This is a genomic window from Acidovorax sp. KPB24-03 (genome assembly GCF_057546605.1).
Genome location: NZ_BAAJYR010000034.1, coordinates 1 through 24,698, shown reverse-complemented (window position 1 = coordinate 24,698; position 24,698 = coordinate 1). Strand labels below are relative to the sequence as shown.

The following is a 24,698-nucleotide window of genomic DNA, read 5'->3' as shown; positions in this document are numbered from 1 at the left end:
TAGCGATATGCCCTAGTGTTGATTGTGCTGGAGGCCAAAAACGTTCAGATCCCCCTGGCGCCCTGGTGCTGTACCCGCACTTCCAGCAGCGCGTGGTGCCCGGCTGGCTGGACAAGGGCCTGCGCTGGCGCCACCGCGCCACGCACGCGCTGGACCGCATGGTGGTGCTGTCGCCGCACCCCGACTGGGTGCGCACGCTGCCGAACGCCAAGCTGCCCGACCGCAACGATTTTCTGCACTACGGCAGCGACCTGGCCGCCCGTGTGAGCGCCTGGAGCGCGGCCACGTCGGCCAGCCGCCAGCTGGCCGACGAGTTCGCCGAATGGCTGCGCCGGCCGGACCCGGCGGCGGTCCTGCCGCTTTGAGGGCAGCCGCCGCGGCCGCAACGCTCACATCGATTCGGCGAGCATCGCCCGGTAGTCGTCCACGCTCGCCTCGCGCGGGTTGGTCTTGTGGCAGTGGTCGGCCATGGCGCCTTCGATCACGTCGCCGAACAGCGCCTCGGTCACGCCCATCGCGGCCAGGCCCGTGGGCAGCCCCAGCCGCGCGCTCATGTCGCGGATGGCCTCGGGGATGTCGCCCGCGGACGCCAGCCCCATGGCGTGGGCCATGCGCTCCAGGCGCCGGTCTTTCTGCACGGCGGGGTCCTGCGCGTTGAAGCGCACCACGGCGGGCAGGAACACCGCGTTCAGCGTGCCGTGGTGCAGCCGCGGGTTCACGCCGCCCAGGCTGTGGCTCAGCGAATGCACGCAGCCCAGCCCTTTCTGGAACGCCATCGCGCCCTGCATGCTCGCGCTCATCATGTTCAGGCGGGCCTCGCGGTCGCTGCCGTCGCGCGTGGCGCGTTCGATGTGCGCCCAGCCGCGCGTGAGGCCTTCCAGCGCGATGCCGTCGGCCGGTGGGTTGAAGGCCGAGGACATGAAGGTCTCCATGCAGTGCGCGATCGCGTCCATGCCGGTGGCGGCCGTCAGCGCGGGCGGCAGGCCCAGGGTCAGGCCCGGGTCGCAGATGGCCGTCTTGGGCACCAGGTGCCACGAGTGGAAGCCCAGCTTGCGGTGGTCGTCCACGATGATGATCGCGCCGCGCGCCACCTCGCTGCCGGTGCCGGCGGTGGTGGGCACGGCAATCAACGGCACGGCGCGCTCGGTGATGCGCGGCGAGCCGCCCTCGATGGTGGCGTAGTGCGTGAGCGGCCCTTCGTGCGTGGCCGCGATGGCGATGCCCTTGGCGCAGTCGATGGCCGAGCCGCCGCCCACCGCGATGAGGCCGTCGCAACCGTGGTCGCGGTACACCTGCACGGCGGCGCGCACGGCCGCTTCGGTGGGGTTGGAAGGCGTCTGGTCGAACACGGCCACGGGCACGCCGGCCAGTGCATCCAGCGCGTGCTGCAGCACGCCGGCGGCTTTCACGCCGGGGTCGGTCACCACGAGCGGGCGCGTGATGCCCACGCGGTTGCACTCCTGTTTCAGGAGCTGGATGGCGCCGAATTCGAACTGGATCTGGGTGACGTAGTAGATGAAGGCCATGGTGGATTGCGAGGATGCGCCCAGGGCGCGGTTGTGGTTAGCATGCCGGCCAGCCAATCTACAACCGGGAGCCTTCCATGGCCATGCAGCAAACCCTCATCGCCGCCGTGCTGGCGGTCGCCTGTGCGACAACCGCCCAGGCCGAATGCCTGAGCGACGTCCAGGTGGCCGAACTGGCCGCCCACTACTCGGGCAGGACGCCCGCCGCCAACCTGCCGCCCCTGAGCGATGCCGATGCCGCCTGCACGCGCGCCAAGTTCAATGCCTTGCTGGCGCACCGCCTGGGCCGGGTGGTGGGCTACAAGGCGGGGCTGACCAACCCCGCAGTGCAAAAGCGCTTCGGCACCGACAAGCCGGTGTGGGGCAAGCTGTACGAAGGCATGGTGCTGCGCGACGGCGCCGTGGTGGATGCGGCGTTCGGCGCCCGCCCGCTGTTCGAGGCCGACATGCTGGTGCGCGTCAAGAGCGCCGCCATCAACCATGCGCGCACGCCGATGGAGGTGCTGGAGCACATCGACCAGGTCATCCCTTTCATCGAGCTGCCCGACCTGCTGGTGCAGGCGCCGCCCCAGCTCAACGGGGCCGGCGTGGCAGCCATCAACGTGGGAGCGCGGCTGGGCGTGGCTGGCGCCCCCATTGCCGTGCCGCGCCTGCGCGCGGAGCGCTATGCGATGGTGGACGCGCTCCAGAACATGGCGGTGACGCTCACCGATGGCCAGGGCGCGCGGCTGGGCGGCGGCAGGGGCAGCGACATCCTGGGCCACCCGCTCAACGCCGTCGTCTGGCTGGCCGAGGCGCTGGCCAAGGAGGACATCACCCTGCAGCCGGGCGATCTCGTGAGCCTGGGGTCGTTCTCCGCGCTGCTGCCGCCGCGGCCGGGGCTGGAGGTCACCGCCACGTTCGACGGGCTGCCGGGCGCGGCGCCAGTGCGCGTGACGTTCCGGTGATGCGCTGCCGTTGAGCGAGGGCGGGAACGCCGGCCGGGGCGAATAACCCGGCCCCGCCTGCCCACGGCCGAGTTGCGGGATGATCGGGCCCTTGTCCTTTTGGCCCTTTTTCCGCCATCCCACGGGGTGGCCCGCGACCGTGACACCTTCCACCCCATCTACCGCCCGGCTCACCCCGCAGATGCGCAGCGTCATCGACCGCATGGAGCGCGCCGCCGGCCGCCCTGCACACGCTGCCCCCCGCCGAGGCCCGCGCCGCCTACGAAGCCGGTGCCGGCGTGCTCGAAGTGCCCAAGGCCGCCCTCGAGCGCGTGGAAGACCTGCACATCCCCGCCCGTGACGGCCATGCCTTGCCGGCCCGCCTGTACGCCCCCACGCGCGGCGCGCCGCTGCCGGTGCTGCTGTACCTGCACGGTGGCGGTTTCACCATCGGCAGCGTGGCCACGCACGACGTGCTGTGCCGGGAGCTTTCGCGCCTGGCGGGCTGCATGGTGGTGTCGCTGGACTACCGGCTGGCGCCGGAGCACCGGTTTCCCACGGCCTCCAACGATGCGTGGGATGCGCTGGCCTGGCTCGCGGCGCAGGCCCATGCACTGGGCGCCGACCCGGCGCGCATCGCCGTCGGGGGCGACAGCGCGGGCGGCACGCTGTCGGCCGTCAATGCCATCCTGGCGCGCGATGCCGGCCTGCCGCTTGCGCTGCAGTTGCTGTTCTACCCCGGCTGCACAGCCCACCAAGACACGCCCTCGCATGCTGCGTTCGCCCACGGCCTGGTGCTGGAGGAGCCCGCGATCACCTGGTTCTTCGGCCACTACGTGCGCGGGCCCGCGGACCGCGACGACTGGCGCTTCGCCCCGCTGAACGCGCCCGACGTTGACGGCGTGGCGCCGGCCTGGATCGGGCTGGCCGAATGCGATCCGCTGGTGGACGAAGGCGTGGCGTATGCCGACAAGCTGCGCGCCGCCGGCGTGGCGGTCGATCTGGAGATCTACCGAGGCGTGACGCACGAGTTCATCAAGATGGGCCGCGCGATCCCGGAAGCCCGCCAGGCGCATGCGGATGCGGCGCGGGCGCTGCGCACGGCGTTCGGGCTGGCCTGAGCGGGGTTGGCCGTGCCGGCTCAGCGCTTCTTGCAGGAGGCGGTGATCAGCTTGCGCGCCGGCTCGCCGGGGATGCCGGCGAAGGACACCGGCGCCTCGTCTTCCTTGAATTCCTCGCGCGCGGTCACGGGGCCCTGCCACACGGGCTCGGCGTAGTAGTTCAGGGCCAGGTACCACCCCTTTTGCGTGCCGCAGTCGATCACGGCCACGCCCTTGAACGAGCGGTAGGGGTGCTTGCGGTAGCTGGAGCGCTGGGTGCTGCGCGACACGCGCACTTCCATGGTGAACTGGTTCTGCCAGGGAATCTGCGTGGGGTTGATCTGCACCAAGTCACCCGTCTTGTCTTCCGGAAAGCCCTGGATCGTGAGCCATTGTTCGTCGGTTTGCGCGTGTGCCTGTGCTGTCAGGAGCAGGGCCGCTAACAGAGCAGGGCGAAGGGGGGACACGGGGCCTCCAAGGATGGGGTGCAAACGGTGCAGCGGCGAATCTTATGCGATCTGCGCCGCCTCGGATTGACGTGGATCAAGGCGGCAAAGCCGCATCAGGGTAATCCTGCGAAAGGGCGCGCTGCTGCGCTCCCTAAAATCGGTTGCACTGCAAACGATCAAAATCATGGGTGCCCCGCACCCCAGGAGCCCGCTGTGCCAGAAACCACGTCCCCCCCAACCCCCTCGACCGCACAGCAGAGGATCATCAAGAAGTACCCCAACCGCCGGCTGTACGACACCTCCACCTCCACCTACATCACCCTGGCCGAGGTCAAGCAACTCGTGATGGCGGGCGAGCAGGTCGTGGTGCGCGATGCCAAGACCAGCGAAGACCTCACGCGCAGCATCCTGCTGCAGATCATTCTGGAAGAGGAAGCCGGCGGCGCGCCCATGTTCACCGAGGCCGTGCTGGCCAACATCATCCGTTTCTACGGCCACGCCATGCAGGGCTTCATGGGCGCCTACCTGGAAAAGAACGTGCAGGTGTTCACCGACATCCAGGCCAAGATGGCCGAGCAGTCCAAGGGCATCACGCCCGAAATGTGGTCGCAGTTCATGAACCTGCAGTCGCCCATGTTCAAGGGCATCATGGGCAGCTACGTGGACCAGTCGCAGGCCATCTTCACGCAGATGCAGGAGCAGATGCAAAAGCAGACCGAGCAGATGCTCGGCGCCTTCGGCATCAAGCGCTGAAGGCAGGCCCCAGAGCCCGGGCGAGGGCCTGGGAGCGGGAGTCGTCCCCGGGCCAGTGCGGCCGCTTCACCCACGCACGGGCTTTGCCGAGCGCCGCGGCGCGCCGTCAGTCCTGCACGCGGGATTTGCGGTGGGCGTCCTGGAAGATCCGGTGGATCAGTTCCCTGAACCACTTGTGCCCCGGATCGTGGTCGTTGCGGGGATGCCAGACGGCGTCGATGGACAGCGCCAGTTCCGGCAACGGCATGGGGAAGGCAACGCAGTTCGATCCGGAAAGCACGCTGTCCATCCAGTGCGCCGGCATCGCTGCGATCAGATCGGTGGATTCGATCACCGGCACCATGCCCTGCCACGTAGGCACCTGCACCATGACCCGGCGTGCCAGGCCGCGTTCGGCCAGCAGTTCGTCCAGGATGTTGCTGCCCACCCCCGACACCTTGAGGTGCCCCAGTTCGAGGTACTTTTCCAGCGTGAGCGGGGTGGAGGCGGCAGGGTGGTCCTTTCTCATGAGCACCATCCAGCGGTCATCCAGGATGCGCCGCGAGGCCGAGAGAACGGAGTGCCCCCGCGACACCGAGAGCCTGATTTCCACCCCTTCGTACTCGACGCGGTCCGAAGGCTGGCGCATCTCGAATGACTGCACCGACAGGCTGATGCCGGGCGCCACGGAACGCAGCTCGGTGCACAGGCGCGGTAGCAAGAGGACCCCCACGTAGTCGGACACGCGCAGAAGAAACGTTCTGCGCGCCGTTGCGGGATCAAACGAGCCGGCCACGCCGATGGCGTTCTCGATTTCGCTGAAAGCCTTGCGGAAACGCGTCGCCAGGCGAACGGCCTCCGGGGTGGGAACCATGCCCTCTGCCGTGCGCAGCATCAACGGGTCATTGAACTGCTCGCGCAGGCGCCGCAGTGCGTGGCTGACGGCGGAAGAGGTCAGATTGATCCGGGCCGCTGCCTTGGCCACGCTGCGCTCCTCCACCAGCGCCTCGAACATCACCAGCAGGTTGAGATCGATCTTGCGCAGGTTGACGACCGCGCGGTCCTGATGGGTAGTGGGTTGAATCTGGTTCATCTTGATGATGATGGTAATGAATTTGACTAACCACCACTGCGGCAAAAACAATCCGGTCAGCAGTTCAACCCGACCGTCTGGAATCCATGCCCATCACAAACCGCCACGGCGCAGCCCATCAGGCGCTGCCCGGTGCAACAGAAAGAGTCTTTCCGCAAGGGGCGTGCGACACGCACCTGCACGTCTTCGGATCCCCCGGCGAATTTCCATTCATCGCCGAGCGTGCCTACACCCCGCCATCCGCCACGATCGAGCAGTACTGGTCTGCCTACCGCCCTTTGGGAATGGACCGGTGCGTTCTGGTGCAGCCCAGCGTGTACGGGCGCGACCACTCGCTCTTGAAGCGGACATTGGGCGACGCCGCCGCGGGCAGCATGCGCGGCGTGGCGGTGATCTTCGAAGACACGCCGGACACCGAGATGGAGGAACTTCACCGGCTGGGCGTTCGGGGCGCGAGATGCAATGCGCTGTTCAGCGGGGGGGTTTCCATCGCCAGCGTGCAGTCGATTGCCGATCGGGTGAAAGGGCTGGGCTGGCACATCCAGTTGCTCGTCGACATCGATGAAGACATCCGCCTCGTCCAGGGCCTCGCCGAGAGCGGCATGACCGTGGTGGTGGACCACTTCGGCCATCCCTCGGACTGCAGCGACATCGACAGCCGGGGCATCCGGAGCCTGCGGAGCCTGATGCGGGAAGGGTGCGCCTGGGTCAAGTTCTCGGGCGCCTACCGGATCTCTGCGGCGGCGTCCGGCGTGGACCCTGCCGTGCTGCCACTGGCGCACAGCCTGGTGCAGGCCAATCCCCACCGCATCGTCTGGGGATCGGACTGGCCGCACCCTGGCATCGACGCCACGTCCATCGCCAGCGCGGAACTGGCAGGCCTCATCACCCACTGGTTTCCCGAGGAAATCAGGCGCAAGGCGCTGGTCGACAACCCGACCCGGCTTTATTGGGAAGACTGATTTTTCTAAAAGGAGACATGGCATGTTCAATCCACCATCCAGCCGCAGAGGCTTCTTGCAAGGCGCCGCATCGCTCGCGGCATGTTCCATGGCTGTCCCGTCCGGGGCCCAGAACCGCTTTCCCTGGAAACCGATCACGCTGGTGGTGCCCTTCGCGCCCGGCGGGAATGTGGACATCGTCGCGCGCTCGCTGGGCGTGCCGTTGACCAAGTGGGTCGGGCAGTCCGTGATCGTGGACAACCGCGCGGGCGGCGGGGGTGCCGTCGGCACGAGCACGGTGGCGCGGGCCGAGGCCGATGGGCACACCTTGCTGGTGGCAACGCCGGGGCAACTGGGCACCCTTCCGGAGATCATCAAAACGCCTTACAAGGCCGACAGCCTGGTGCCGGTGGCGGTGCTCAGCCGCACACCGGTCGTCGTGGTCGTGCGTGCCAACGACCCACGGTTCAAGACCGCGGCCGATTTCATCAAGGCGGTGAAGTCCACGAGCCAGGGCGTGACGGTCGGCCATGCGGGGCCGGGCTCTCCCAACCACCTGGCGTTGCTCCAGTTCGAGGATTCCGCCCAGGCCCAGGTCAATGCGGTGCCCTACAAAGGATCGGGGCCGGCGCTGGTGGACCTGATGGGCGGCCAGATCGACGCGGTGATCGACCAGATCACCAGTTCCACCCCGCACATCAAGGGTGGCGCGCTCCGCGCGGTGATGGTGCTGGGACCGCAGGCGGGCGGGCTGCTCGCGAGCGTGCCGACGCAGGCCCAGCTGGGCTTGCCGGGGTTCGATGCGACCACCTTCGTCGGGGTCTTCGCGCCCAAGGCGACGCCTTCCGCCAGCGTTGCCAGCCTGCATGAATGGATGACCAAATCGGTGGCCCAGCCGGAGTTCACCAACGTGATCCGGGATCTGGGCAGCGAGCCGGTGGGGGAGGGTGGGGCTGCGCTGCAACGGCTGGTGAGTGGCGAAGTCGCTTTGGCCACGCGAATGGTCAAGCAGGGACGGCTCAAAGCCGACTGAGCCGTAAGGTGGGCTTTGGCGTGAGGCCCGTTCGTACCCAGCCTGTCGAGGCCACCGCTCCCGCGCCCTCTCGCCCTCTCGAAGCGCCGCGTTCAACGCTTGACGGGCCACGCGGGGCAGGGCGATTCTTTTCGTCATTGCAGGACCTGAAATTGATTGCAATCATTCCCGCCCCGGCGCCGCTGGACGGCGACTACCCGCGTTTTCTTCAGGCATTGGCCACCGAGGGTTTCCGGGGCGAAATCACATCGCAATACGCGGACCGCACCGTTCTGGCCACAGACAACTCGATCTATCAGCGGCTGCCCCAGGCCGTGGTCTTCCCACGGGATGCCGCGGACGTCGAAACACTCGCGAAGCTGCTCGCCAGGCCGGAACACCGGCGGGTGGTGGTTTCTCCGCGGGGCGGGGGCACGGGCACCAACGGGCAATCCCTCACCGGGGGCATCGCCGTGGATCTCTCCCGGCATCTCAACCAGATCCTGTGGATCGATCCCGTGCGCCGGGTGGCACGGGTGCAGGCCGGCGTCGTCAAGGACCAGTTGAATGCGGCGCTGAAGGCGCACGGGCTGTTCTTTGCCCCTGAGCTGTCCACGTCCAACCGCGCCACGATCGGCGGCATGATCAACACCGACGCCAGCGGCCAGGGCAGTTGCACCTACGGCAAGACCCGCGACCACGTGCAGGTGCTGGACATGGTCCTGCTGGGGGGCGTGCGGTTTGCCAGTCGCTCGGTGGATGCCGAGGAACTGCCGTTGCGATTGAAGGAAAGCGGCCTGGTGGGCGATGTCTGGCGCTGCGCGCACCAGATCGCCACGGAGCATGCCGAGCTGATCGAGGCGCGCTTTCCCAAGCTCAATCGCTGCCTGACCGGCTATGACCTGGCGCACCTGAAAGAGCCCGGCGGTCGCTTCAACCTCAACAGCGTCTTGTGTGGGGCGGAAGGCTCGCTGGGCTTCGTCGTCGAGGCGGAAATCGGCCTGCTGCCCATCCCCCGCCATTCCATGCTGGTCAATGTGCGTTATGCCAGTTTCATGGACGCGCTGCGCGATGCGCGGGTGTTGATGGAGCATCGCCCGTTGTCGATCGAGACGGTCGATTCGCGGGTCTTGATGCTGGCGATGGAGGACATCGTCTGGCAGGACGTGGCGCAATACTTCCCTGCCCAGGCCGACCCGGCACCGACGCGTGGCATCAACCTGGTCGAATTCTGCGGGGACTCGGCGGACGAGGTGCGCGCTCGCGTGGCGGCCTTCATCGGGCACCTCGCCCGCAACCCCACGGTGAGCCGCATCGGTCACACCATTGCATCGGGCCGCACGGCCGTCGACAAGGTCTATGCCATGCGCAAGCGCGCCGTCGGCTTGCTGGGCAACGTGCAGGGTGAGGCCCGGCCCCAGCCTTTCGTCGAAGACACGGCCGTGCCGCCAGAGAAGCTCGCCGACTACATCGAAGAGTTCAGGGCATTGCTGGACCGCCATGGGCTGAACTATGGCATGTTCGGCCACGTGGATGCGGGTGTGCTGCACGTCCGGCCCGCCCTGGACCTGAAGAACCCCGCCCATGCGGCGCTGATCCGAACCATTTCCGACGAGGTCGCTGGGCTGACCCTGAAATACGGTGGCGTGCTCTGGGGCGAGCACGGCAAGGGAGTCCGTTCCGAATACGCGCCGAAGTATTTCGGTCCCCTGTATGCGGCACTGCAGGCGCTCAAGGCAGCATTCGATCCGCACAACCAGCTCAACCCGGGAAAGATTGCCACGCCCGCAGGCCAGAGTGCCCGGTTGCTGCGCATTGATGAGGTGCCATTGCGTGCCGACGCCGATCGCCAGATCGATGAGCGGGTGTGGCAGAGCTTTGACAGCGCCGTCCATTGCAACGGCAATGGCGCTTGCTACAACTTCGATCCGGACGACGCGATGTGCCCGTCATGGAAGGCCACGCGCGAACGCAGGCACTCTCCGAAAGGACGTGCCTCGCTGCTGCGCGAGTGGCTGCGCCTGCAGGGCCATGCGGGGGTGGATGTTCTGGCGGTGGCTGCGCGGCAACCCTCGTTCCTGGCCGGATTGGCCAGGCGCTGGCGCAACCGCCGCGAACGCGCAACCAACGGAACGGGTCGCTCCCGCGACTTTTCCCATGAGGTGTATGAGGCGATGTCCGGTTGCCTGGCGTGCAAGTCGTGCGCGGGGCAGTGCCCTGTCAAGGTCAACGTTCCTGACTTTCGGTCGCGCTTTCTGGCGCTTTATCACACGCGGTATGGAAGGCCGTTGAAGGACTACCTCATCGGCTCGCTCGAATTCAGCGTTCCGTATCTGGCACGCCTTCCACGGCTCTACAACGGTGCCATGTCCAACACGCTGGTGCGCCGGATGCTCGAGCGCCATGCGGGCATGGTGGACAGCCCGTTGCTCAGCCGCTTCGACTTCCAGACCACGTTGAGCCGCTGGGGCGTGCGCTGTGCAACGCCATCGTTGCTGGCCGCGCTGACGGACGCGCAACGCGCCCGGTCCGTGATCCTGGTGCAGGACGCTTTCACGCGCTATTTCGAGACACCCGTGTTTTCCGCGTTCATCGAGTTGGCGTCCCGGCTGGGGTACACGGTCTGGCTGGCCCCTTTCATGCCCAACGGCAAGCCGCTTCATGTGCTGGGCTTTCTGCAGGCCTTCGATCGAACGGCGTTCAAAAACGCGGAGATGCTTGGCGCTCTGGCATCGTGTGGCGTGCCGCTGGTCGGTCTCGATCCTGCCATGACGCTCGTGTACCGCCAGGAATACGCGAAGCTGCCGTCTTTGCAAAAGCCGCCGTGCGTTCTGCTTGCGCAGGAATGGCTGCTGGAGGCGCTGCCCGCGCGGGCGTCGGAATCTCTTTCGGGGGACTTTCAGCTGCTGAACCATTGCACCGAAAAAACGACCGCCCCCGCCGCCGCAGCGCTGTGGCCCCAGGTGTTCGCCCGTGCCGGTTTGAAGCTCACTCCGCGGGCCAGTGGTTGCTGCGGCATGTCGGGAACCTACGGACACGAAAGCCTGAATGTGCAGACCTCGCGCCTCATCTACTCCCAATCGTGGGGTCCGATATTGAACGCCGAGCCGGCGCGACAGACGGAGTTCCTGGCCACCGGATATTCCTGCCGCAGCCAGGCCAAGCGGATGGACGACCGGCGTCTGCGGCATCCCGTGGAAGTCCTGCTTCAGTTCTATGCACAGCGGGAAACTTCCGCTCCTGTCGGCCCGGGGTGCTGACCGTGTGCATCCGGCCGCTTTTTCACCTGCCAGTGCGCAATGGGCAAACAAATGTATGATGGCCGTCATGCGAAAAGTAAAGACCAATGGCCGAACTGCTGCCAAAGAGGCTTCGCACGAGCGCATCGTGCAGGCCGCTGCGCGCGCCATCCGGCGCAGCGGCTATGACGGCACCGGCGTGGCCGACATCATGAAAGAAGCGGGTTTGACGCACGGTGCGTTCTATGCCCATTTCGAGTCTCGCGAAGCCATGCTGGCCGAAGCGGCAGACCGTGCCGGAGCCGAAGCCAACGCCGCCGCTGCGCGCATCGTCGCAGCCGTGCCGCCAGAGCAGTCCTTGCAAGCGCTGATGCAGGTCTATCTGTCCAAAGAGCATCTGGCGGCTATCGAGACAGGCTGCCCGGTTTCCGCCCTGGGCTCCGAGATGCCGCGCCAATCGCCCGAAGTGCGTCGCGCGGCCACGCTCCGCATCAAGGAGATGATTGATCTGGTGGCCCGTCAGTCGCCCGATTGGGGACAGCCTGGCGCCCACGAGCGCGCGTTGGTGACCGTGGCCACATGGTGGGCACGTTGGTGCTGGCCCGTGCCGTCGATGACTCGGCGCTGTCGGAGTCGCTATGCAGCGCCGCGTTGAAGAGTCTGGCCCCGTCCGGTGCGTGAGATCACTGGGCTTTTTTTACTCATAAATATGATGACCATCATTTCAAAATGCCTGACAGCCAATGCTGCCAGGTTCGTCGCCTGCTCTGCTTGCAAAAAGGGAACCCCATGAAAGCTTTCATCCTGGACCGCTATGGGAAAAAAGAGCGCTTGCGCGCCGCCGACGTGCCTGAGCCGGACTTGCGTGACGACGAGGTGCTGATCCAGGTTCACGCGGCCGCGGTGAACCTGCTGGATGCCAAGATCCGAAATGGCGAGTTCAAACTCATCCTGCCGTATCGCGCACCGTTCGTCCTGGGGCACGATGTGGCCGGCGTGGTGGTGCGTGTCGGACCGCGTGTCCGCCAGTTCAAGGCGGGCGACGAGGTGTACGCAAGGCCCGATGACTTGCGCATCGGCACGTTCGCCGAATTCGTGGCCGTGAAGGAAGACTCGGTGGCGATGAAGCCCAGGAACCTCACCATGGTGGAGGCTGCGTCCATCCCCCTGGTGGGTTTGACGGCTTGGCAGGCGCTGGTCGAAAAGGCAAAGCTCAAGAAGGGGCAGAAGGTTTTCATCCAGGCAGGCTCCGGGGGCGTGGGCACGTTTGCCATCCAGCTGGCCAAGCACCTGGGCGCGACGGTTGCCACCACCACCAGCACCGGCAACGTCGCTCTGGTGAAGCGCCTGGGTGCAGATGTGGTCATCGACTACAAGAAAGAGGCCTTTGAAGACCACCTGAGCGGCTACGACGTGGTGCTGAACAGCCAGGACGGCAAGGCCCTGGCGAAGTCCCTGGGCGTGCTCAAGCCGGGCGGAACCCTCGTTTCCATCTCAGGGCCACCGGACCCCCGGTTCGCCGAAGACATCCATGCCCCATGGTGGGTGAAGCAGGTGATGGGCGCCCTCAGCTTTGGCGCCCGCAGGCAGGCCCGGCGCCTCGATGTCGCCTACGCATTCCTTTTCATGAAGGCCAGCGGAAGCCAGTTGCGGCAGATCACGCCGCTGATCGAGTCGGGCGCCATCCGCCCCGTGATCGACCAGGTCTTCCCCTTCGAATCCACCAACGATGCCCTGGCCTACGTCGAAAGCGGCCGAGCCAAGGGCAAGGTGGTCATCAAGGTCCGATGAGCCGTTCCATTGGAACGACATCGCACGTCCGTAATATGACGATCGTCATTTGAAATACCAGTCCAACCCTTTGGAGCTCCCCATGCACCTTGAAAACTCCGTCGTCCTCGTCACGGGCGCCAACCGCGGCATCGGCCTGGCCTTCGCGCGCGAACTGCTTGCGCGCGGTGCTCGCAAGGTTTACGCCGCAGCGCGCGACGCCGCCACCGTCACCTTGCCCGGCGTGCACGCCCTGCGGCTCGACGTCACCAAGCCCGAAGAGATCGCTGCTGCGGCACAGCAGGCCGCCGACGTGAACCTGGTGATCAACAACGCGGGCATCGCCCAGCCGGGCGGCTTTCTGGACCAGGACAGCGACGCGGTGGCACGCCGCATTTTTTGAAACGAACTTTTTTTGGTGTGCTGAACGTGAGCAAGGCGTTTGCGCCCGTGCTCCAGGCGAATGGCGGTGGCGCACTGCTCAACGTTCTGTCGGTGGCATCGTGGGTCAATGGTGGCGAGCTGGCCGCTTATTCGGCCAGCAAGTCGGCGGCGTGGTCGTTGACCAACGCACTGCGCCATGAGCTGGCCGGGCAGAAGACCCAGGTGCTGGGCCTGCACATGGCGTATGTGGACACTGACCTCACGCGGGGCTTCGAGGTCCCGAAAAGCAGCGCCGAGGAAATCGTGCAGCGTGCACTCGACGGACTGGAGGCCGGCGCCGATGAGGTACTGGCCGACGTGCTCACGCAGCAGGTGAGGCAGGGTCTGACAGCGCCGCGTCCGGTCTACCTCCCTCAGGCCCTTTGAGCCCGGCCACACCGGCATGCCACTCAACAAACTCCCTGCCCCCTGCCGTGAAGCGTGGCGCCAGCGCGTGATCACGGCGCCCGGGGTGGGAAGCGGGGGCTTTGGAGAATCGCATGCCCGGTGCGCAGATGGCCGAGTCGACCCATGATTTCAAGGGTGGAGATGCAGCGCGGCTGAGGGCAATTTCTGGCCTCATTTACAATGTCCGGTTATCTTGCCCGCCGGGCCGTCCTGCGAAACCCAAATGAAATCAGATACTTACGATGAAATCGCGACGCCAGAGACGATGAAGGTCCCCAAGGTAGGCTTCGTCAGTCTCGGCTGCCCCAAAGCCCTGACCGACTCCGAACTGATCCTCACGCAGCTCAGTGCCGAGGGCTACCAGACCTCCAAGACTTTCGAAGGTGCCGATCTCGTCATCGTCAACACCTGCGGCTTCATCGACGATGCGGTCAAGGAAAGCCTGGACACCATCGGCGAGGCGCTGGCCGAGAACGGCAAGGTCATCGTCACCGGCTGCCTGGGTGCACGGTCCGGTGACGGTGGCGGGAACCTGGTGCGGCAAATGCACCCCAGCGTGCTGGCCGTCACCGGCCCCCATGCCACGCAGGAGGTGATGGATGCCGTCCACCTCAACCTGCCCAAGCCGCACGACCCGTTCATCGACCTGGTGCCGGGCAGCTTCGGCGTGGCGGGCATCAAGCTCACGCCCAAGCACTACGCATACCTCAAGATCAGCGAAGGCTGCAACCACCGCTGCACCTTCTGCATCATCCCCTCCATGCGCGGCGACCTCGTCTCGCGTCCCATCGGCGATGTGCTGAGCGAGGCCAAGGCTTTGTTCGAAGGCGGCGTGAAGGAACTGCTGGTCATCAGCCAGGACACCTCGGCGTTTGGCGTCGATGTGAAGTACCGCACGGGTTTCTGGGACGGCAAGCCCGTCAAGACCCGCATGCTGGAGCTGGTGCAGACCCTGGGCGAGATCGCCGAGCCCTACGGCGCCTGGGTGCGCCTGCACTACGTGTACCCCTACCCGAGCGTCGATGAGGTCATCCCCCTCATGGCCACGGGCAAGGTGCTGCCGTACCTGGACGTGCCGTTCCAGCACAGCCACCCGGACGTGCTCAAGCGCATGAAGCGCCCCGCCAGCGGCGAGCGCAATCTGGAGCGCATCCAGCGCTGGCGCGAGACCTGTCCCGAAATCGTCATCCGCAGCACCTTCATCGCCGGCTTTCCGGGCGAGACCGAAGAAGAGTTCCAGCACCTCCTGGACTTCGTGCGCGAGGCGCAGATCGACCGCGCAGGCTGCTTTGCTTACAGCGACGTGAACGGCGCTGTGGCCAATGAACTGCCCGGCATGCTGCCCCTCGAGTTGCGCGAAGAGCGCCGCGCGCGCTTCATGGCCGTGGCCGAGGAAGTGTCCGCCGCCAAGCTGCGCAGCCGCGTGGGCGCCACCATGCAGGTGCTGGTCGATTCCGCCCCCGCGCTGGGCAGAAAGGGCGGCACCGGCCGCACCTATGCCGATGCGCCCGAGATCGACGGCGTGGTGCACCTGCTGCCGCCCGAGAAGATCAGCAAGACGATGAAGGTGGGCGAGTTCACCCGGGCCCGCATCGTCGGCACGCAGGGACACGATCTGGTCGCACTGCCGATCTGACCCGAGGTGGCGCGGGACCCGTGTGGGCGGTCGCCGCGGCGGGCACGGGCCTGACGGCAGGTACCGCCCATCGCGCCATGCCATGGCGGCGATTGATCACTCGCCGCATAGCCCGAGCGCGCCGCCATGGCAACCCCACGCCGTCTATCTGCGCAATAGGCGCGGCGCCATGCCGTCGCGGGCCTATTGCAGGGCCGGGCTACGTATCATCGAGCTCCCATGCCCATGTTCCCCTTGCCGCGCACCGCCACCGCGCCTTTCTGCCCATCCGAAGTCAAGGGCAGCGTCCAGGTGGACCCTGGCCTCCCGTTTTCCAAAAAGCTGCTGCGCTACGCAGGGCCGGGCCTGCTGGTCTCGGTGGGCTACATGGACCCCGGCAATTGGGCGACGGACATCGAGGCCGGCTCGCGCTTCGGCTACGGGCTGCTCTTCGTCGTGCTGCTGGCGAGCCTCGCCGCCATGCTGCTGCAGACCCTGTGCGTGCGCCTGGGGCTGGTGGCGCGCCGGGACCTGGCCCAGCTGTGCCGCGAGCGCTATTCCCCCGCCGTGAACCGGTGCCTCTGGCTGGGAGCGGAACTGGCCATCGTGGCCTGCGATTTGGCCGAGGTGCTGGGCAGCGCGCTGGCGCTGCACCTGCTGTTCGGCGTGTCGATTCCGGTGGGTATCGCCATCACCGCCTTCGACACTGTGCTGGTGCTGGGCTTGCAGGGCGCGGGGTTCCGGCGGGTGGAGGCCATCGTGCTGGCGCTGGTGGCCACCATCGCTGCGTGCTTTGCAGTGGAGCTGGCGTTCTCGCAGCCGATCTGGTCGCAGGTGGCGATCGGCTTCGTGCCCAGCCTGGAGCGGCTGCAGCAGCCCGGGGCGCTGTACCTGGCCATCGGCATCGTGGGCGCCACGGTCATGCCGCACAACCTGTACCTGCACTCGTCCATCGTGCAGACCCGGCTGGTGGCCGACACCGATACGGCGCGGCGCGAGGCCATTCGTTTCTGCACCTGGGATGCCGTGGTGTCGCTGTCGCTCGCGCTGCTGGTGAACGCGGCCATCATGGTGCTGGCCGCCAGTGCCTTCCACCACAGCGGCCACCGCGACGTGGCCGACATCGCCGACGCCTACCACCTCATCGAACCCCTGGTGGGCAGCGCCCTCGCCGCCGCGCTCTTCGGCATCGCGCTGCTGGCCTCGGGCCAGAGTTCGACCTTCACGGGCACCATCGCCGGGCAGATCGTCATGGAAGGATTCCTGGACCTCAAGATTCCCTGCTGGCAGCGGCGCCTCATCACGCGGGGCCTGGCGCTGGTGCCGGCTTTCGTGGGCGTGTGGTGGCTAGGCGATGCGGGTGTGGGCAAGATGCTGGTGCTCAGCCAGGTGGTGCTGAGCTTTCAGCTGCCCTTCGCGATGTGGCCGCTGATCCGGTTCAGCAGCAGCCCCGAGGTGATGGGCCGCTTTGCCACCGGACGGATCCTCCGGCTGGCGGCCTGGGGGCTGTTCGCCGTGATCTCGCTGGCGAACCTCTGGCTGGTGACGGCGGTGTTCGGCTGAGAGAGGCCGTTTCCGCCAGAAGCTGCCGCTGCGGCCCCCTGCTTGATTGGTCGGCTCAGTTGGTCGGATAGGCCGTCAGGAGGATCCATTTGCTGCCGACCCTTTCGAAGTCGAGCTGAACGTTGGAGAACTGCGATTTGGTCTTGGTGGTGCATTCGCCGTTGGCGTTGGCCGCGGTGCAGTTGAAGCCGCCGATCAGGTCTTGCTTCAGCACGCTGTAGACCGTCACCTTCTGTCGTGCATGCGTGCCGGAGCACTTGACGGCATTTCCTTTGTATTTCTTCGGGTCCTGGTAGCTGTTCCAGAAGGCGCTGTAGTCTCCCACGCTGGAGAACAGCGTCTTGTCCTGCTGGCTGGAGCCCTGGGGCGGTGTCGCGCCGAAGACGTGCTGGTTGAGGTGGCCGCCATCGGCGTTGTTGTTGGCCGAGACGGCGCTGTGCTGCACGGTCGCGATGGCGCGGCATTCCACGGCGTGGGCGGTGCGGCTGAGGCCCGGGGCCATGAGCAGCGCGGCCATGGCGGACAGCGCGAAGGGGGTGGTGGAGGAAAAAAAGCGGATCGAATGCATGCGGGCTCCCTGGTGTTATGTAAGGAAATCATTGCCGGAAGGCCTGGCAATTGCCCACCCGAAGCCCCTGTGCCATGGCGGGCCTGGATGCTGGCAAGGGGTGCGCGCCTGTCGGCCTTCCGGTGGCTCCATTCTGGAAAGACTCCCCTTGCAGCGCTCTGAAGATTGCGTGAATCGTCCTGAAATGGGCTGAAGCGCGGCAGCGCACGCTTCGTGCGCGTGGCTATCGCGGCGCTGGGTGGCGTGCGGCCATGCGCCATCCAAAGTTCATCCCTGCCACGGCCATGAGGATGGCGACGGCCCCACTGACCTGCATCGGGCTCAGCCGATGGCCGAAGGCCCACGCGTCCACCCCGATGGCCACGATGGGATAGATGAAAGACAGAACGCCCACCATCGACGTCGATAACTTCTGTATGGCGCTGTACAGGAGCGTGGACATCAGGCCCGTGTGAATGAATCCGATCGCCAACAGCAAACCCCAGGTGGGTAGCGTCGATCCGCCCGTCGGGGCCTGGGCGAACGGCAGCAAAAGCAGGGTGCCGACGATCAGTTGGATCAGGACGATCAGCCGGGGCGGCACGCCGCTCAGCCTTTTGGTGATCGCGGCCGCCATGGCGTAGAAGAACGCGGCGGCCAGTGCCAGTCCGACGCCTTCCAGGTAGCCGGAGGGCAGCGCGCCCCACTGTCCACCGCCCACGACGATGAGCACGAGACCGCCGAACGCGATGCCCAGCCATCCTGCCTGCGACGCGGTCAGCTTTTCTCCGAAGAACAGCGCCCCCAGCGCCACGAGCATGAAGGGCTGGGTGTGGTAGGTCACCGTGGCAATCGCGATGGATGCGTGCGAGTAGGCGGCAAAGAGCAGGCCCCAGCTGGCCGCCAGGGCGATGCCGCCGAGTGCGGCCATGCCGGCTTGCCTGCGGCCGATGTTCCATCGCTCCGGCTGGCCCGGACGGAGACAGAGCATCAGCAGTGCCACGGCACCGAACGCGCAGCGCCAGAAAACCACTGCGCCGGCAGGCATTCCGGTCTGCAGCACCAGCCAGCCCACCGTGCCGGCGATGACCATGGCGGTGGTCATCTCCAGCGTCCCTGCCGTTTTCGGATGCATGGATCGTTGCCTGTGTGGATTGCCCAGTCGCCTGGGCAAGGGATCGGAAGGAAGCGGTTCGTTCTTTAAAAAGAACGAACGAGCGGTATGATGAACTTGCTTCATTCGTTCGTCAAGTCGAACGATTGTTCTTTTTGATGAGATAGGATGACCATCCCTTGACCACCAGTCCTTCACCCATCCGCCTGTTGGCCGCGGCGGTGCGCCGCGAGCGCGAGCGCCTCGGCCTGTCCGTGTCGGAACTCGCCAAACGGGCGGCCATCGCCAAATCGACGCTCTCCCAGCTGGAGGCGGGCGTCGGCAATCCGAGCCTGGAAACGCTCTGGGCGCTCGCCACGGCGCTGGATGTGCAGGTGACGCAATTGATCGCCCAGCCCAGAACCCATGTGCAGGTCATCCGGGCCCATGAGGGGGTGGCGCTGGCTTCGGAGCAGGCGAACTACGCGGCGACCTTGCTGGCGGTGTGCCCTGCCGGAGTGCAGCGCGATCTCTACCGCCTGTCGGTCCAGCCCGGCTCACCCAGAACTTCCGAGCGCCACTTGCCGGGCACGGTGGAGCACGTCGTCCTGTGCAGCGGACGCGCCAGGCTGGGGCCGGTCGGCCATCTGGTGGAACTTGGCCCGGGGGACTATGCCAGCTACTCGGCGGATGAAACGCATGTGTTCGAAGCGCTGGAGCCTCAGACGACGGCGGTCATGCTGATCGAGCACACATGACATGGACTGGCCCAGCGGAAATGAAAAAGGGCACCGGCCGAAGCGGGTGCCCTTTGGGGATCGAAACTTGATCCGGATCGATCAGACGCGCTTGCGGTACTCGCCCGTGCGGGTGTCGATTTCGATCTTGTCGCCCTGGCTCACGAACAGGGGCACGGGCACTTCGAAGCCGGTGGCGATCTTGGCGGGCTTGAGCACCTTGCCGGACGTGTCGCCCTTGACGGCGGGTTCCGTCCAGGTGACTTCGCGTTCCACGCTGGTGGGCAGTTCGACCGAGATGGCCTTGCCGTCGTAGAACACCACTTCGACGGTCATGCCGTCTTCCAGGTAGTTCAGTGCGTCGCCCATGTTCTCGGCTTCGACTTCGTACTGGTTGAATTCGGTGTCCATGCAGACATACATCGGGTCGGCAAAGTAGGAATAGGTGCACTCCTTCTTGTCCAGGATGACGTTGTCGATCTTGTCGTCGGCCTTGAACACGTTTTCGGTGCCGAAGTTGCCGATCAGGCTCTTGAGCTTCATGCGGACCGTGGCGGCGCCGCGGCCGCCGCGTGCGTATTCGGTCTTCAGGACGACCATCGGGTCCTTGCCGTGCATGATCACATTGCCGGCGCGGATTTCTTGAGCGATTTTCATAGCAGATTGCTGGGCTGGGGTTGAAGCCGCTCTACGCGCCGGGGCGCTGCGGGCGCTGCCTGAGGGGTGCAGCGCAAGGTCCGAGCGCCAGCGCATGTTCCGCGGCGGGATGCGCCGGCCGGTCACTTCGTCAGAAAGTGCCGCCTTGGGTTGGCGCAAAACCGTGGATTTTAGCTTTTTTCGGCCACGAACCCCAGCAGTTGGGTCAACAGATCGTCCTGCGCGAGCAGCCGTGCGCGCGCCGCCTGCACGGTCGCGCGCCATTCCTGCAGCGTGGCGGCGTCCAGGGCGGGCAGGGGACCGTCCTGTTCGAGTCCGTTCCACAGCGCGTGGAAACGCCGCAGCGAAGGCGGCGCCTGGAGCCAGTCGAGGAACGCGTGCAGCTTGGCATGGTGGGCCTGGTCGTCCTGGGGATAGATGTGCCACACGAAGGGCTGGCCGGCCCACAGGGCGCGCACCAGCGAGTCCTCGCCGCGCACGCAGTTGAAATCGCAGGCCCACAGCATCTCGTCGAACGCCGGCTGGGGGCAGGGAGCGAGGTATGAAATCGATAGCAGACTGCCGGCGTCTTGATTGCGCTGGAGGCCATTTCGGTCCTGATTGTCCAGCGCCTGGACGGCTGCCGTTGCGCGGCCGGGGGTGACGAGCAAATGGGCGCCGGCATGCTGCCGCAACCGGTCGAGCAGCGAAGGCAAGGCGGGTGGCTCGTAGCAAAACAGCGAAACGGCGAAGGCCCCGGTCGCCACGCCATGGCGGGCACGCCAGCCGGCGCGGTCGAAGGCGGCCTGGCGGTCCATCAACCCCGGTTCGCGCAACAGCCCGCCCGTGCGGCGGGTGAACCCGGGGTAGAAGAACCAGCGCGTGCAGCCCGCGCCGGGGCCCGACATCAGCAGGGAGGGCAGGCGGTGGCTGCGCTCCACATAGCTTTCGGCGCTGAGGTACTCCAGGTTGATCCAAAGGCGTTTTTGGCCCGATGCCCTAGTGGAATTTGTCATTGATGCTATGAAATCAGGAGCAATTTCGCAGCCGAACGCCTCGATGACCACATCGCCCGCGCCGTCGGGCGGGGCCTGCGCAGGCCAGGGCAGGACCTGCACGCCCGGTGCGCCGGCAGGGGCCATCCAGCCCAGCGCGGTGGCGTCGTCCGTCCACAGGCGGACGGCGTGGCCCCGCCCGGCCAGGTCGGTGGCGAGGCGCCAGCACACGCCGATGTCGCCGTAGTTGTCGATGACCTGGCAGAACAGGTCCCAGCGCAGGGGGGAGGCCACGGGGTGCGCAGGGCTCATGCGCCACCCCCGGCCGGTGCCCGCAGATGCTCCACCAGCAACTGCGCCACGCGCGACAGCGGCTCCCCGGACCGCACGCACAGCGACAGCTGCCGGTGCGCCCACGGCTCGGCCAGGGTGATGGGCCGCAGGGCCAGGGTGGCGCGGTACAGCTGGGCGCTGCCGCGGGGCAGCACGCCCACGCCCAGGCCCGCGGACACCATGAGGCACAGCGCGTCGTAGCTGGTCACCTGGATGCGCAGCTTGAGCGGCAGGCCCGCTTCGGCCGCCGCGCGGGTGAGCTGGTTGTTGATGGCGCTGCCCGGGTGCACGCCCACGAAGTCGAACGGCAACGCATCGGCCAGCCGCACCGAGCGCCGCCGCGCCAGCGGATGGCCGGCGGGGGCGATCAGCACCAGTTCGTCGGTGCGGTAGGGCAGCAGGGCGACGCGCTCGCCGTAGCTGCCGTGGTTGAGGATGCCCACGTCCGCGGCGTTCTCGGCCACCGAATGGGCGATGGCGCTGCTGATCTGCTCCTGCAGCCGCACCTGGACCTGCGGGTGCGCGGCCATGAAGGCCGGCAGCTCGGCTGGCAGGAACTGGGTGATGGCCGAGATGTTGGCCACCACGCGCACGTGGCCCCGCACCCCGGCGCGAAAGTCGCGCATCTGCAGGGCGATGCCATCGAGTTCGTTGAGCACGCCGCGCGCCATGTTCAGCAGCGCATACGCCGCGTCGGTGGGCTCGGTACCTCGGTTGCTGCGGCTGAAAAGCTCCACCTGCAGGGTGCCCTCCAGCTCGGCCAGGCGCCGGCTGGCGGCCGACGGGGCGATGTGCTCGCGCGCCGCGGCGCGGGCGATGGCATTTTCTTCCATCACCGCCACGAACAGGCGCAGGGAAACCGGGTCGAGCTTCATGGGCGCCGATGGTACTGCCGCCGGGCAGCCGGCCATGCCGGTTTGCGATGGCGGCGTCGCGCATCGGGGTTTTGCGGTGGGCGGGGGCCACGGCATGATCCGCGCCATTCGAACGCAGGGACGCGACAGGAATGACGACGACGACGGATACGACAGCAGCCCCCGTCGCCCTGGCCGGGGTGCGGGTGATCGAGATGGGCCAGTTGATCGCCGGGCCGTTTTGCGGCAAGACGCTGGGCGAGTTCGGGGCCGATGTGGTGAAGATCGAGGCGCCCGGCGCGGGCGATCCGCTGCGCAACTGGCGGCTGATCAAGGAAGGCACCTCGGTGTGGTGGCAGGTGCAGTCGCGCAACAAGCGTTCGCTGGCGCTGGACCTGCGCCAGCCGGAAGGACAGGACATCGCACGCCGGCTCATCGCCGAGGCCGATGTGCTGATCGAGAACTTTCGCCCCGGCACGCTGGAGGACTGGGGCATGTCGCCCGAGGCGCTGCATGCGCTCAACCCCGGGCTGGTGATCCTGCGCATCTCGGGCTATGGGCAGACCGGCCCCTACCGCGACCTGCCGGGCTTCGGAATGATCGGCGAGGCGATGGGTGGCCTGCGCCACCTGACGGGCGAGCCCGGCCGCGTGCCGGTGCGCGTGGGCGTCTCCATCGGCGACACGCTGGCGGCGTTGCACGGCGCCGTGGGTGTGCTGACGGCGCTCTACCACCGCAAGGTGAATGGCGGCAAAGGCCAGGTGATCGACGTGGCGCTGCACGAAGCCGTATTCAACGTGATGGAGAGCCTCATTCCCGAGTACAGCGCCTTCGGTGCCGTGCGCGATGCAGCCGGCAGCGCGCTGCCGGGCATCGCGCCGTCCAACGCGTATCCGTGCACCGATGGCTGGGTCTTGGTGGCAGGCAATGGCGACAGCATCTTCAAGCGGCTGATGGACGCCATCGGTCGGCCCGATCTGGCGGCGGCGCCCGACCTGGGCAGCAATGCCGGGCGGGTGGCCCGGGTGGCGGAGATCGACGCGGCCATCGGCGAATGGACGGCCGGGCGCACCGTGCAGGCAGTGCTGGAGGGCCTGGGCGCCGCCCGCGTGCCCGCCGGCAAGGTGTATACGGCGCAGGACATCGCCGAAGACCCGCACTACCGCGCCAGAGACATGCTGCTGCCGCAGACCACGCGCGACGGCTATGTGGTCGAGGTGCCGGGCATCGTGCCCAAGCTGTCGGGCACGCCGGGCACGATCCGCTCCAGTGCGCCTCACCTGGGCGACGACACCGATGCGGTGCTGGCCGAGGCGGGCCTGACCGCCCAACAGATCGCGCTGCTGCGCAGCAAGGGGGTGATCCAATGACCGCGACTCGCAACCCGTCGAACGGGGCGGATGAAACGGGCGAAGCCCGGGCCGGCGTGTGGAGCGGCAACGGCCGCCGCATTCACCTGCAGGAAGTGGGAACGCGCGACGGCCTGCAGATGGAGCAGGCCTTCGTGCCCACGGCAGACAAGATCGCGCTGGTCGATGCGCTGTCGGCAGCGGGCCTGTCGAAGATCGAGGTGACGGCGTTCGTCTCGCCCACGGCGATACCGGCGCTGCGCGATGCCGAGATCGTGATGCGCGAGATCGTGCGGCGCCCCGGCACGGTGTACAGCGCGCTGGTGCCCAACGTGCGCGGCGCCGAGCGCGCCATCGAGGCGCACACCGACGAGCTGAACCTGGTCATGTCCGCCAGCGAGACGCACAACCTGGCCAACCTGCGCATGGCGCGCGCGCAGTCGTTCGCGGCGCTGTCGCAGGTGGTGGCCACCGCCCAGGCCGCGGGCGTGGCGGTGAACGTGTCCCTGTCGTGCGTGTTCGGCTGCCCGATGGAAGGCGATGTGGCGCCGGCGCAGGTGTTTGGCTGGGTGCAGCGCTTCGCCGACCTGGGCGTGCGCGGCATCACCCTGTGCGACACGACCGGCATGGCGTATCCGACCCAGGTGGCGCAGCTCACCGCCGCCGCCCGGGCGCGCTGGCCGGGCGTGGATTTCACGCTGCACTTTCACAACACGCGCGGCATGGGGCTGGCGAACGTGCTCGCCGCCATCGATGCGGGGGCGGACCGTTTCGATGCGTCGCTCGGCGGCCTGGGTGGCTGCCCCTATGCGCCGGGTGCGTCGGGCAACGTGTGCAGCGAGGAGGTCGCACACGCGCTGCAATGGATGGGCTACGACACGGGCGTGGATCTTTCGCAGCTGATCGCCGCGGCGGCCCGGTTGCCCGGGCTGATCGGCCACGACATTCCCAGCCAGATCGTGAAGGCGGGGCGCCGGCTGGACCTGCACCCGGTGCCGGACGGCTTCGAGGCGATCCGCGACCGGGCACGGGCGCGCGAAGCCGCTTGAACGCCGGACGGCAGCGGTTTTACCGCCGGCCCGCGGGCCGGCGCGGCGCGATGCATCGACAAAAAACCCAAGGAGACAAAAAATGATGGACACGCATTCACTCTCGCGCCGCGCGCGCTGGGCACGCTGCTGTGCGGCATGGCGGGCACGGCCCTGGCGCAGGCGGGCTACCCCCAGCGCGCGATCACCCTCGTGGTGCCGCAGCAGGCCGGTGGCGCCAACGACGCGATCGCCCGGGTGGTGGCGCAAAAGCTGTCGGAACAGCTGGGCCAGCCGGTGGTGGTGGACAACCGCCCCGGCGCGGGCGG

Annotated in this window: 20 protein-coding genes and 4 pseudogenes; 16 read left to right on the top strand and 8 right to left on the bottom strand. The window is 67.1% G+C overall.

The window, feature by feature from the left end; genetic code table 11:
- Window positions 1–365, top strand: a pseudogene (locus AC27KI_RS07115) (phospholipase); the annotation flags it as partial.
- 24 nt (window positions 366–389) lie between these two features.
- Here the strand turns inward: AC27KI_RS07115 and AC27KI_RS07110 are convergent.
- Complete coding sequence (locus AC27KI_RS07110) at window positions 390–1,526, bottom strand: iron-containing alcohol dehydrogenase (RefSeq protein WP_284430735.1); 1,137 nt, start codon at window positions 1,524–1,526, stop codon at window positions 390–392.
- 77 nt (window positions 1,527–1,603) lie between these two features.
- Here AC27KI_RS07110 and AC27KI_RS07105 point away from each other — a divergent pair, with 77 nt between their 5' ends.
- Both AC27KI_RS07105 and AC27KI_RS07100 read left to right on the top strand, forming a co-directional pair.
- The gene (locus AC27KI_RS07105; protein ID WP_284426317.1) at window positions 1,604–2,473 is read left to right on the top strand and encodes a 2-keto-4-pentenoate hydratase; all 870 of its coding nucleotides are present in this window, start codon (window positions 1,604–1,606) and stop codon (window positions 2,471–2,473) included.
- Window positions 2,474–2,654: 181 nt separating this feature from the next.
- Window positions 2,655–3,573: pseudogene (locus AC27KI_RS07100) on the top strand (alpha/beta hydrolase).
- Between the two features lie 20 nt (window positions 3,574–3,593).
- Here the strand turns inward: AC27KI_RS07100 and AC27KI_RS07095 are convergent.
- Window positions 3,594–4,019: a surface-adhesin E family protein gene (locus AC27KI_RS07095; protein ID WP_284398593.1), complete on the bottom strand. Its 426-nt coding sequence runs from the start codon at window positions 4,017–4,019 to the stop codon at window positions 3,594–3,596.
- Window positions 4,020–4,214: 195 nt separating this feature from the next.
- Here AC27KI_RS07095 and phaR point away from each other — a divergent pair, with 195 nt between their 5' ends.
- Window positions 4,215–4,754 carry a polyhydroxyalkanoate synthesis repressor PhaR gene (gene phaR, locus AC27KI_RS07090; RefSeq protein WP_272568591.1) on the top strand — a complete coding sequence of 180 codons (540 nt, stop codon included), beginning with the start codon at window positions 4,215–4,217 and terminating at the stop codon, window positions 4,752–4,754.
- Window positions 4,755–4,860: 106 nt separating this feature from the next.
- Here the strand turns inward: phaR and AC27KI_RS07085 are convergent, their stop codons facing one another.
- On the bottom strand, window positions 4,861–5,826 hold the full coding sequence (locus AC27KI_RS07085; RefSeq protein ID WP_487089176.1) for a LysR family transcriptional regulator: 966 nt from the start codon (window positions 5,824–5,826) through the stop codon (window positions 4,861–4,863).
- A gap of 86 nt (window positions 5,827–5,912) precedes the next feature.
- On the opposite strand from AC27KI_RS07085, the gene AC27KI_RS07080 reads away from it, so the two are divergent.
- The 8 genes and pseudogenes from AC27KI_RS07080 (at window position 5,913) to AC27KI_RS07045 (ending at window position 16,797) form a co-directional block, all read left to right on the top strand.
- A complete protein-coding gene (locus AC27KI_RS07080) occupies window positions 5,913–6,788 on the top strand; it encodes an amidohydrolase family protein (protein ID WP_487089177.1) in 876 nt (291 codons plus the stop codon).
- Between the two features lie 88 nt (window positions 6,789–6,876).
- Complete coding sequence (locus tag AC27KI_RS07075; RefSeq protein ID WP_487089178.1) at window positions 6,877–7,800, top strand: tripartite tricarboxylate transporter substrate binding protein; 924 nt, start codon at window positions 6,877–6,879, stop codon at window positions 7,798–7,800.
- Window positions 7,801–7,955: 155 nt separating this feature from the next.
- On the top strand, window positions 7,956–11,039 hold the full coding sequence (ydiJ, locus tag AC27KI_RS07070) for a D-2-hydroxyglutarate dehydrogenase YdiJ (RefSeq protein WP_487113190.1): 3,084 nt from the start codon (window positions 7,956–7,958) through the stop codon (window positions 11,037–11,039).
- A gap of 55 nt (window positions 11,040–11,094) precedes the next feature.
- Window positions 11,095–11,699 (top strand): annotated as a pseudogene (locus AC27KI_RS07065) (TetR/AcrR family transcriptional regulator).
- 108 nt (window positions 11,700–11,807) lie between these two features.
- Window positions 11,808–12,809, top strand: coding sequence for an NADP-dependent oxidoreductase (locus tag AC27KI_RS07060; protein ID WP_487113184.1), 1,002 nt, complete (start codon window positions 11,808–11,810; stop codon window positions 12,807–12,809).
- Between the two features lie 82 nt (window positions 12,810–12,891).
- Window positions 12,892–13,598: pseudogene (locus AC27KI_RS07055) on the top strand (SDR family oxidoreductase).
- Window positions 13,599–13,884: 286 nt separating this feature from the next.
- On the top strand, window positions 13,885–15,255 hold the full coding sequence (gene rimO, locus AC27KI_RS07050; RefSeq protein WP_284430742.1) for a 30S ribosomal protein S12 methylthiotransferase RimO: 1,371 nt from the start codon (window positions 13,885–13,887) through the stop codon (window positions 15,253–15,255).
- Window positions 15,256–15,480: 225 nt separating this feature from the next.
- A complete protein-coding gene (locus AC27KI_RS07045) occupies window positions 15,481–16,797 on the top strand; it encodes an Nramp family divalent metal transporter (protein WP_487113188.1) in 1,317 nt (438 codons plus the stop codon).
- A gap of 55 nt (window positions 16,798–16,852) precedes the next feature.
- Here the strand turns inward: AC27KI_RS07045 and AC27KI_RS07040 are convergent, their stop codons facing one another.
- Window positions 16,853–17,365 carry a hypothetical protein gene (locus AC27KI_RS07040; protein ID WP_487113182.1) on the bottom strand — a complete coding sequence of 171 codons (513 nt, stop codon included), beginning with the start codon at window positions 17,363–17,365 and terminating at the stop codon, window positions 16,853–16,855.
- Window positions 17,366–17,588: 223 nt separating this feature from the next.
- A complete protein-coding gene (locus AC27KI_RS07035) occupies window positions 17,589–18,479 on the bottom strand; it encodes a DMT family transporter (protein ID WP_487113181.1) in 891 nt (296 codons plus the stop codon).
- Between the two features lie 158 nt (window positions 18,480–18,637).
- On the opposite strand from AC27KI_RS07035, the gene AC27KI_RS07030 reads away from it, so the two are divergent.
- Window positions 18,638–19,195, top strand: a complete 558-nt coding sequence (locus AC27KI_RS07030; RefSeq protein ID WP_487113179.1) for a helix-turn-helix domain-containing protein — start codon at window positions 18,638–18,640, stop codon at window positions 19,193–19,195.
- Between the two features lie 81 nt (window positions 19,196–19,276).
- Here the strand turns inward: AC27KI_RS07030 and efp are convergent, their stop codons facing one another.
- The 3 genes from efp to AC27KI_RS07015 all read right to left on the bottom strand — a co-directional run bounded on the left by efp (window position 19,277) and on the right by AC27KI_RS07015 (window position 22,013).
- On the bottom strand, window positions 19,277–19,831 hold the full coding sequence (gene efp / locus AC27KI_RS07025; RefSeq protein ID WP_272552191.1) for an elongation factor P: 555 nt from the start codon (window positions 19,829–19,831) through the stop codon (window positions 19,277–19,279).
- Window positions 19,832–20,001: 170 nt separating this feature from the next.
- Window positions 20,002–21,117, bottom strand: coding sequence for an elongation factor P maturation arginine rhamnosyltransferase EarP (gene earP / locus AC27KI_RS07020; protein ID WP_487113177.1), 1,116 nt, complete (start codon window positions 21,115–21,117; stop codon window positions 20,002–20,004).
- Window positions 21,114–22,013: a LysR family transcriptional regulator gene (locus tag AC27KI_RS07015; protein WP_272568647.1), complete on the bottom strand. Its 900-nt coding sequence runs from the start codon at window positions 22,011–22,013 to the stop codon at window positions 21,114–21,116. The genes earP and AC27KI_RS07015 overlap by 4 nt, the downstream gene beginning before the upstream one ends.
- A 131-nt stretch (window positions 22,014–22,144) precedes the next feature.
- Here AC27KI_RS07015 and AC27KI_RS07010 point away from each other — a divergent pair, with 131 nt between their 5' ends.
- The 3 genes from AC27KI_RS07010 to AC27KI_RS07000 all read left to right on the top strand — a co-directional run.
- The gene (locus AC27KI_RS07010; RefSeq protein WP_487113175.1) at window positions 22,145–23,362 is read left to right on the top strand and encodes a CaiB/BaiF CoA transferase family protein; all 1,218 of its coding nucleotides are present in this window, start codon (window positions 22,145–22,147) and stop codon (window positions 23,360–23,362) included.
- Window positions 23,359–24,390: a hydroxymethylglutaryl-CoA lyase gene (locus AC27KI_RS07005; protein WP_284430748.1), complete on the top strand. Its 1,032-nt coding sequence runs from the start codon at window positions 23,359–23,361 to the stop codon at window positions 24,388–24,390. Before AC27KI_RS07010 ends, AC27KI_RS07005 begins: the two co-directional genes overlap by 4 nt.
- Window positions 24,391–24,528: 138 nt before the next feature.
- Window positions 24,529–24,698, top strand: a 170-nt coding sequence (locus AC27KI_RS07000; protein ID WP_487113186.1) for a tripartite tricarboxylate transporter substrate-binding protein, incomplete at its 3' end; no start/stop codon positions are given.

Coding starts and splice junctions, on each gene's coding strand:
- AC27KI_RS07110 (WP_284430735.1), bottom strand. CDS start 1,526: ATGGCCTTCATCTACTACGTCACCCAGATCCAGTTCGAATTCGGCGCC.
- AC27KI_RS07105 (WP_284426317.1), top strand. CDS start 1,604: ATGGCCATGCAGCAAACCCTCATCGCCGCCGTGCTGGCGGTCGCCTGT.
- AC27KI_RS07085 (WP_487089176.1), bottom strand. CDS start 5,826: ATGAACCAGATTCAACCCACTACCCATCAGGACCGCGCGGTCGTCAAC.
- AC27KI_RS07080 (WP_487089177.1), top strand. CDS start 5,913: ATGCCCATCACAAACCGCCACGGCGCAGCCCATCAGGCGCTGCCCGGT.
- AC27KI_RS07075 (WP_487089178.1), top strand. CDS start 6,877: ATGGCTGTCCCGTCCGGGGCCCAGAACCGCTTTCCCTGGAAACCGATC.
- AC27KI_RS07060 (WP_487113184.1), top strand. CDS start 11,808: ATGAAAGCTTTCATCCTGGACCGCTATGGGAAAAAAGAGCGCTTGCGC.
- rimO (WP_284430742.1), top strand. CDS start 13,885: ATGAAGGTCCCCAAGGTAGGCTTCGTCAGTCTCGGCTGCCCCAAAGCC.
- AC27KI_RS07045 (WP_487113188.1), top strand. CDS start 15,481: ATGTTCCCCTTGCCGCGCACCGCCACCGCGCCTTTCTGCCCATCCGAA.
- AC27KI_RS07040 (WP_487113182.1), bottom strand. CDS start 17,365: ATGCATTCGATCCGCTTTTTTTCCTCCACCACCCCCTTCGCGCTGTCC.
- AC27KI_RS07035 (WP_487113181.1), bottom strand. CDS start 18,479: ATGCATCCGAAAACGGCAGGGACGCTGGAGATGACCACCGCCATGGTC.
- efp (WP_272552191.1), bottom strand. CDS start 19,831: ATGAAAATCGCTCAAGAAATCCGCGCCGGCAATGTGATCATGCACGGC.
- earP (WP_487113177.1), bottom strand. CDS start 21,117: ATGAGCCCTGCGCACCCCGTGGCCTCCCCCCTGCGCTGGGACCTGTTC.
- AC27KI_RS07015 (WP_272568647.1), bottom strand. CDS start 22,013: ATGAAGCTCGACCCGGTTTCCCTGCGCCTGTTCGTGGCGGTGATGGAA.
- AC27KI_RS07010 (WP_487113175.1), top strand. CDS start 22,145: ATGACGACGACGACGGATACGACAGCAGCCCCCGTCGCCCTGGCCGGG.
- AC27KI_RS07005 (WP_284430748.1), top strand. CDS start 23,359: ATGACCGCGACTCGCAACCCGTCGAACGGGGCGGATGAAACGGGCGAA.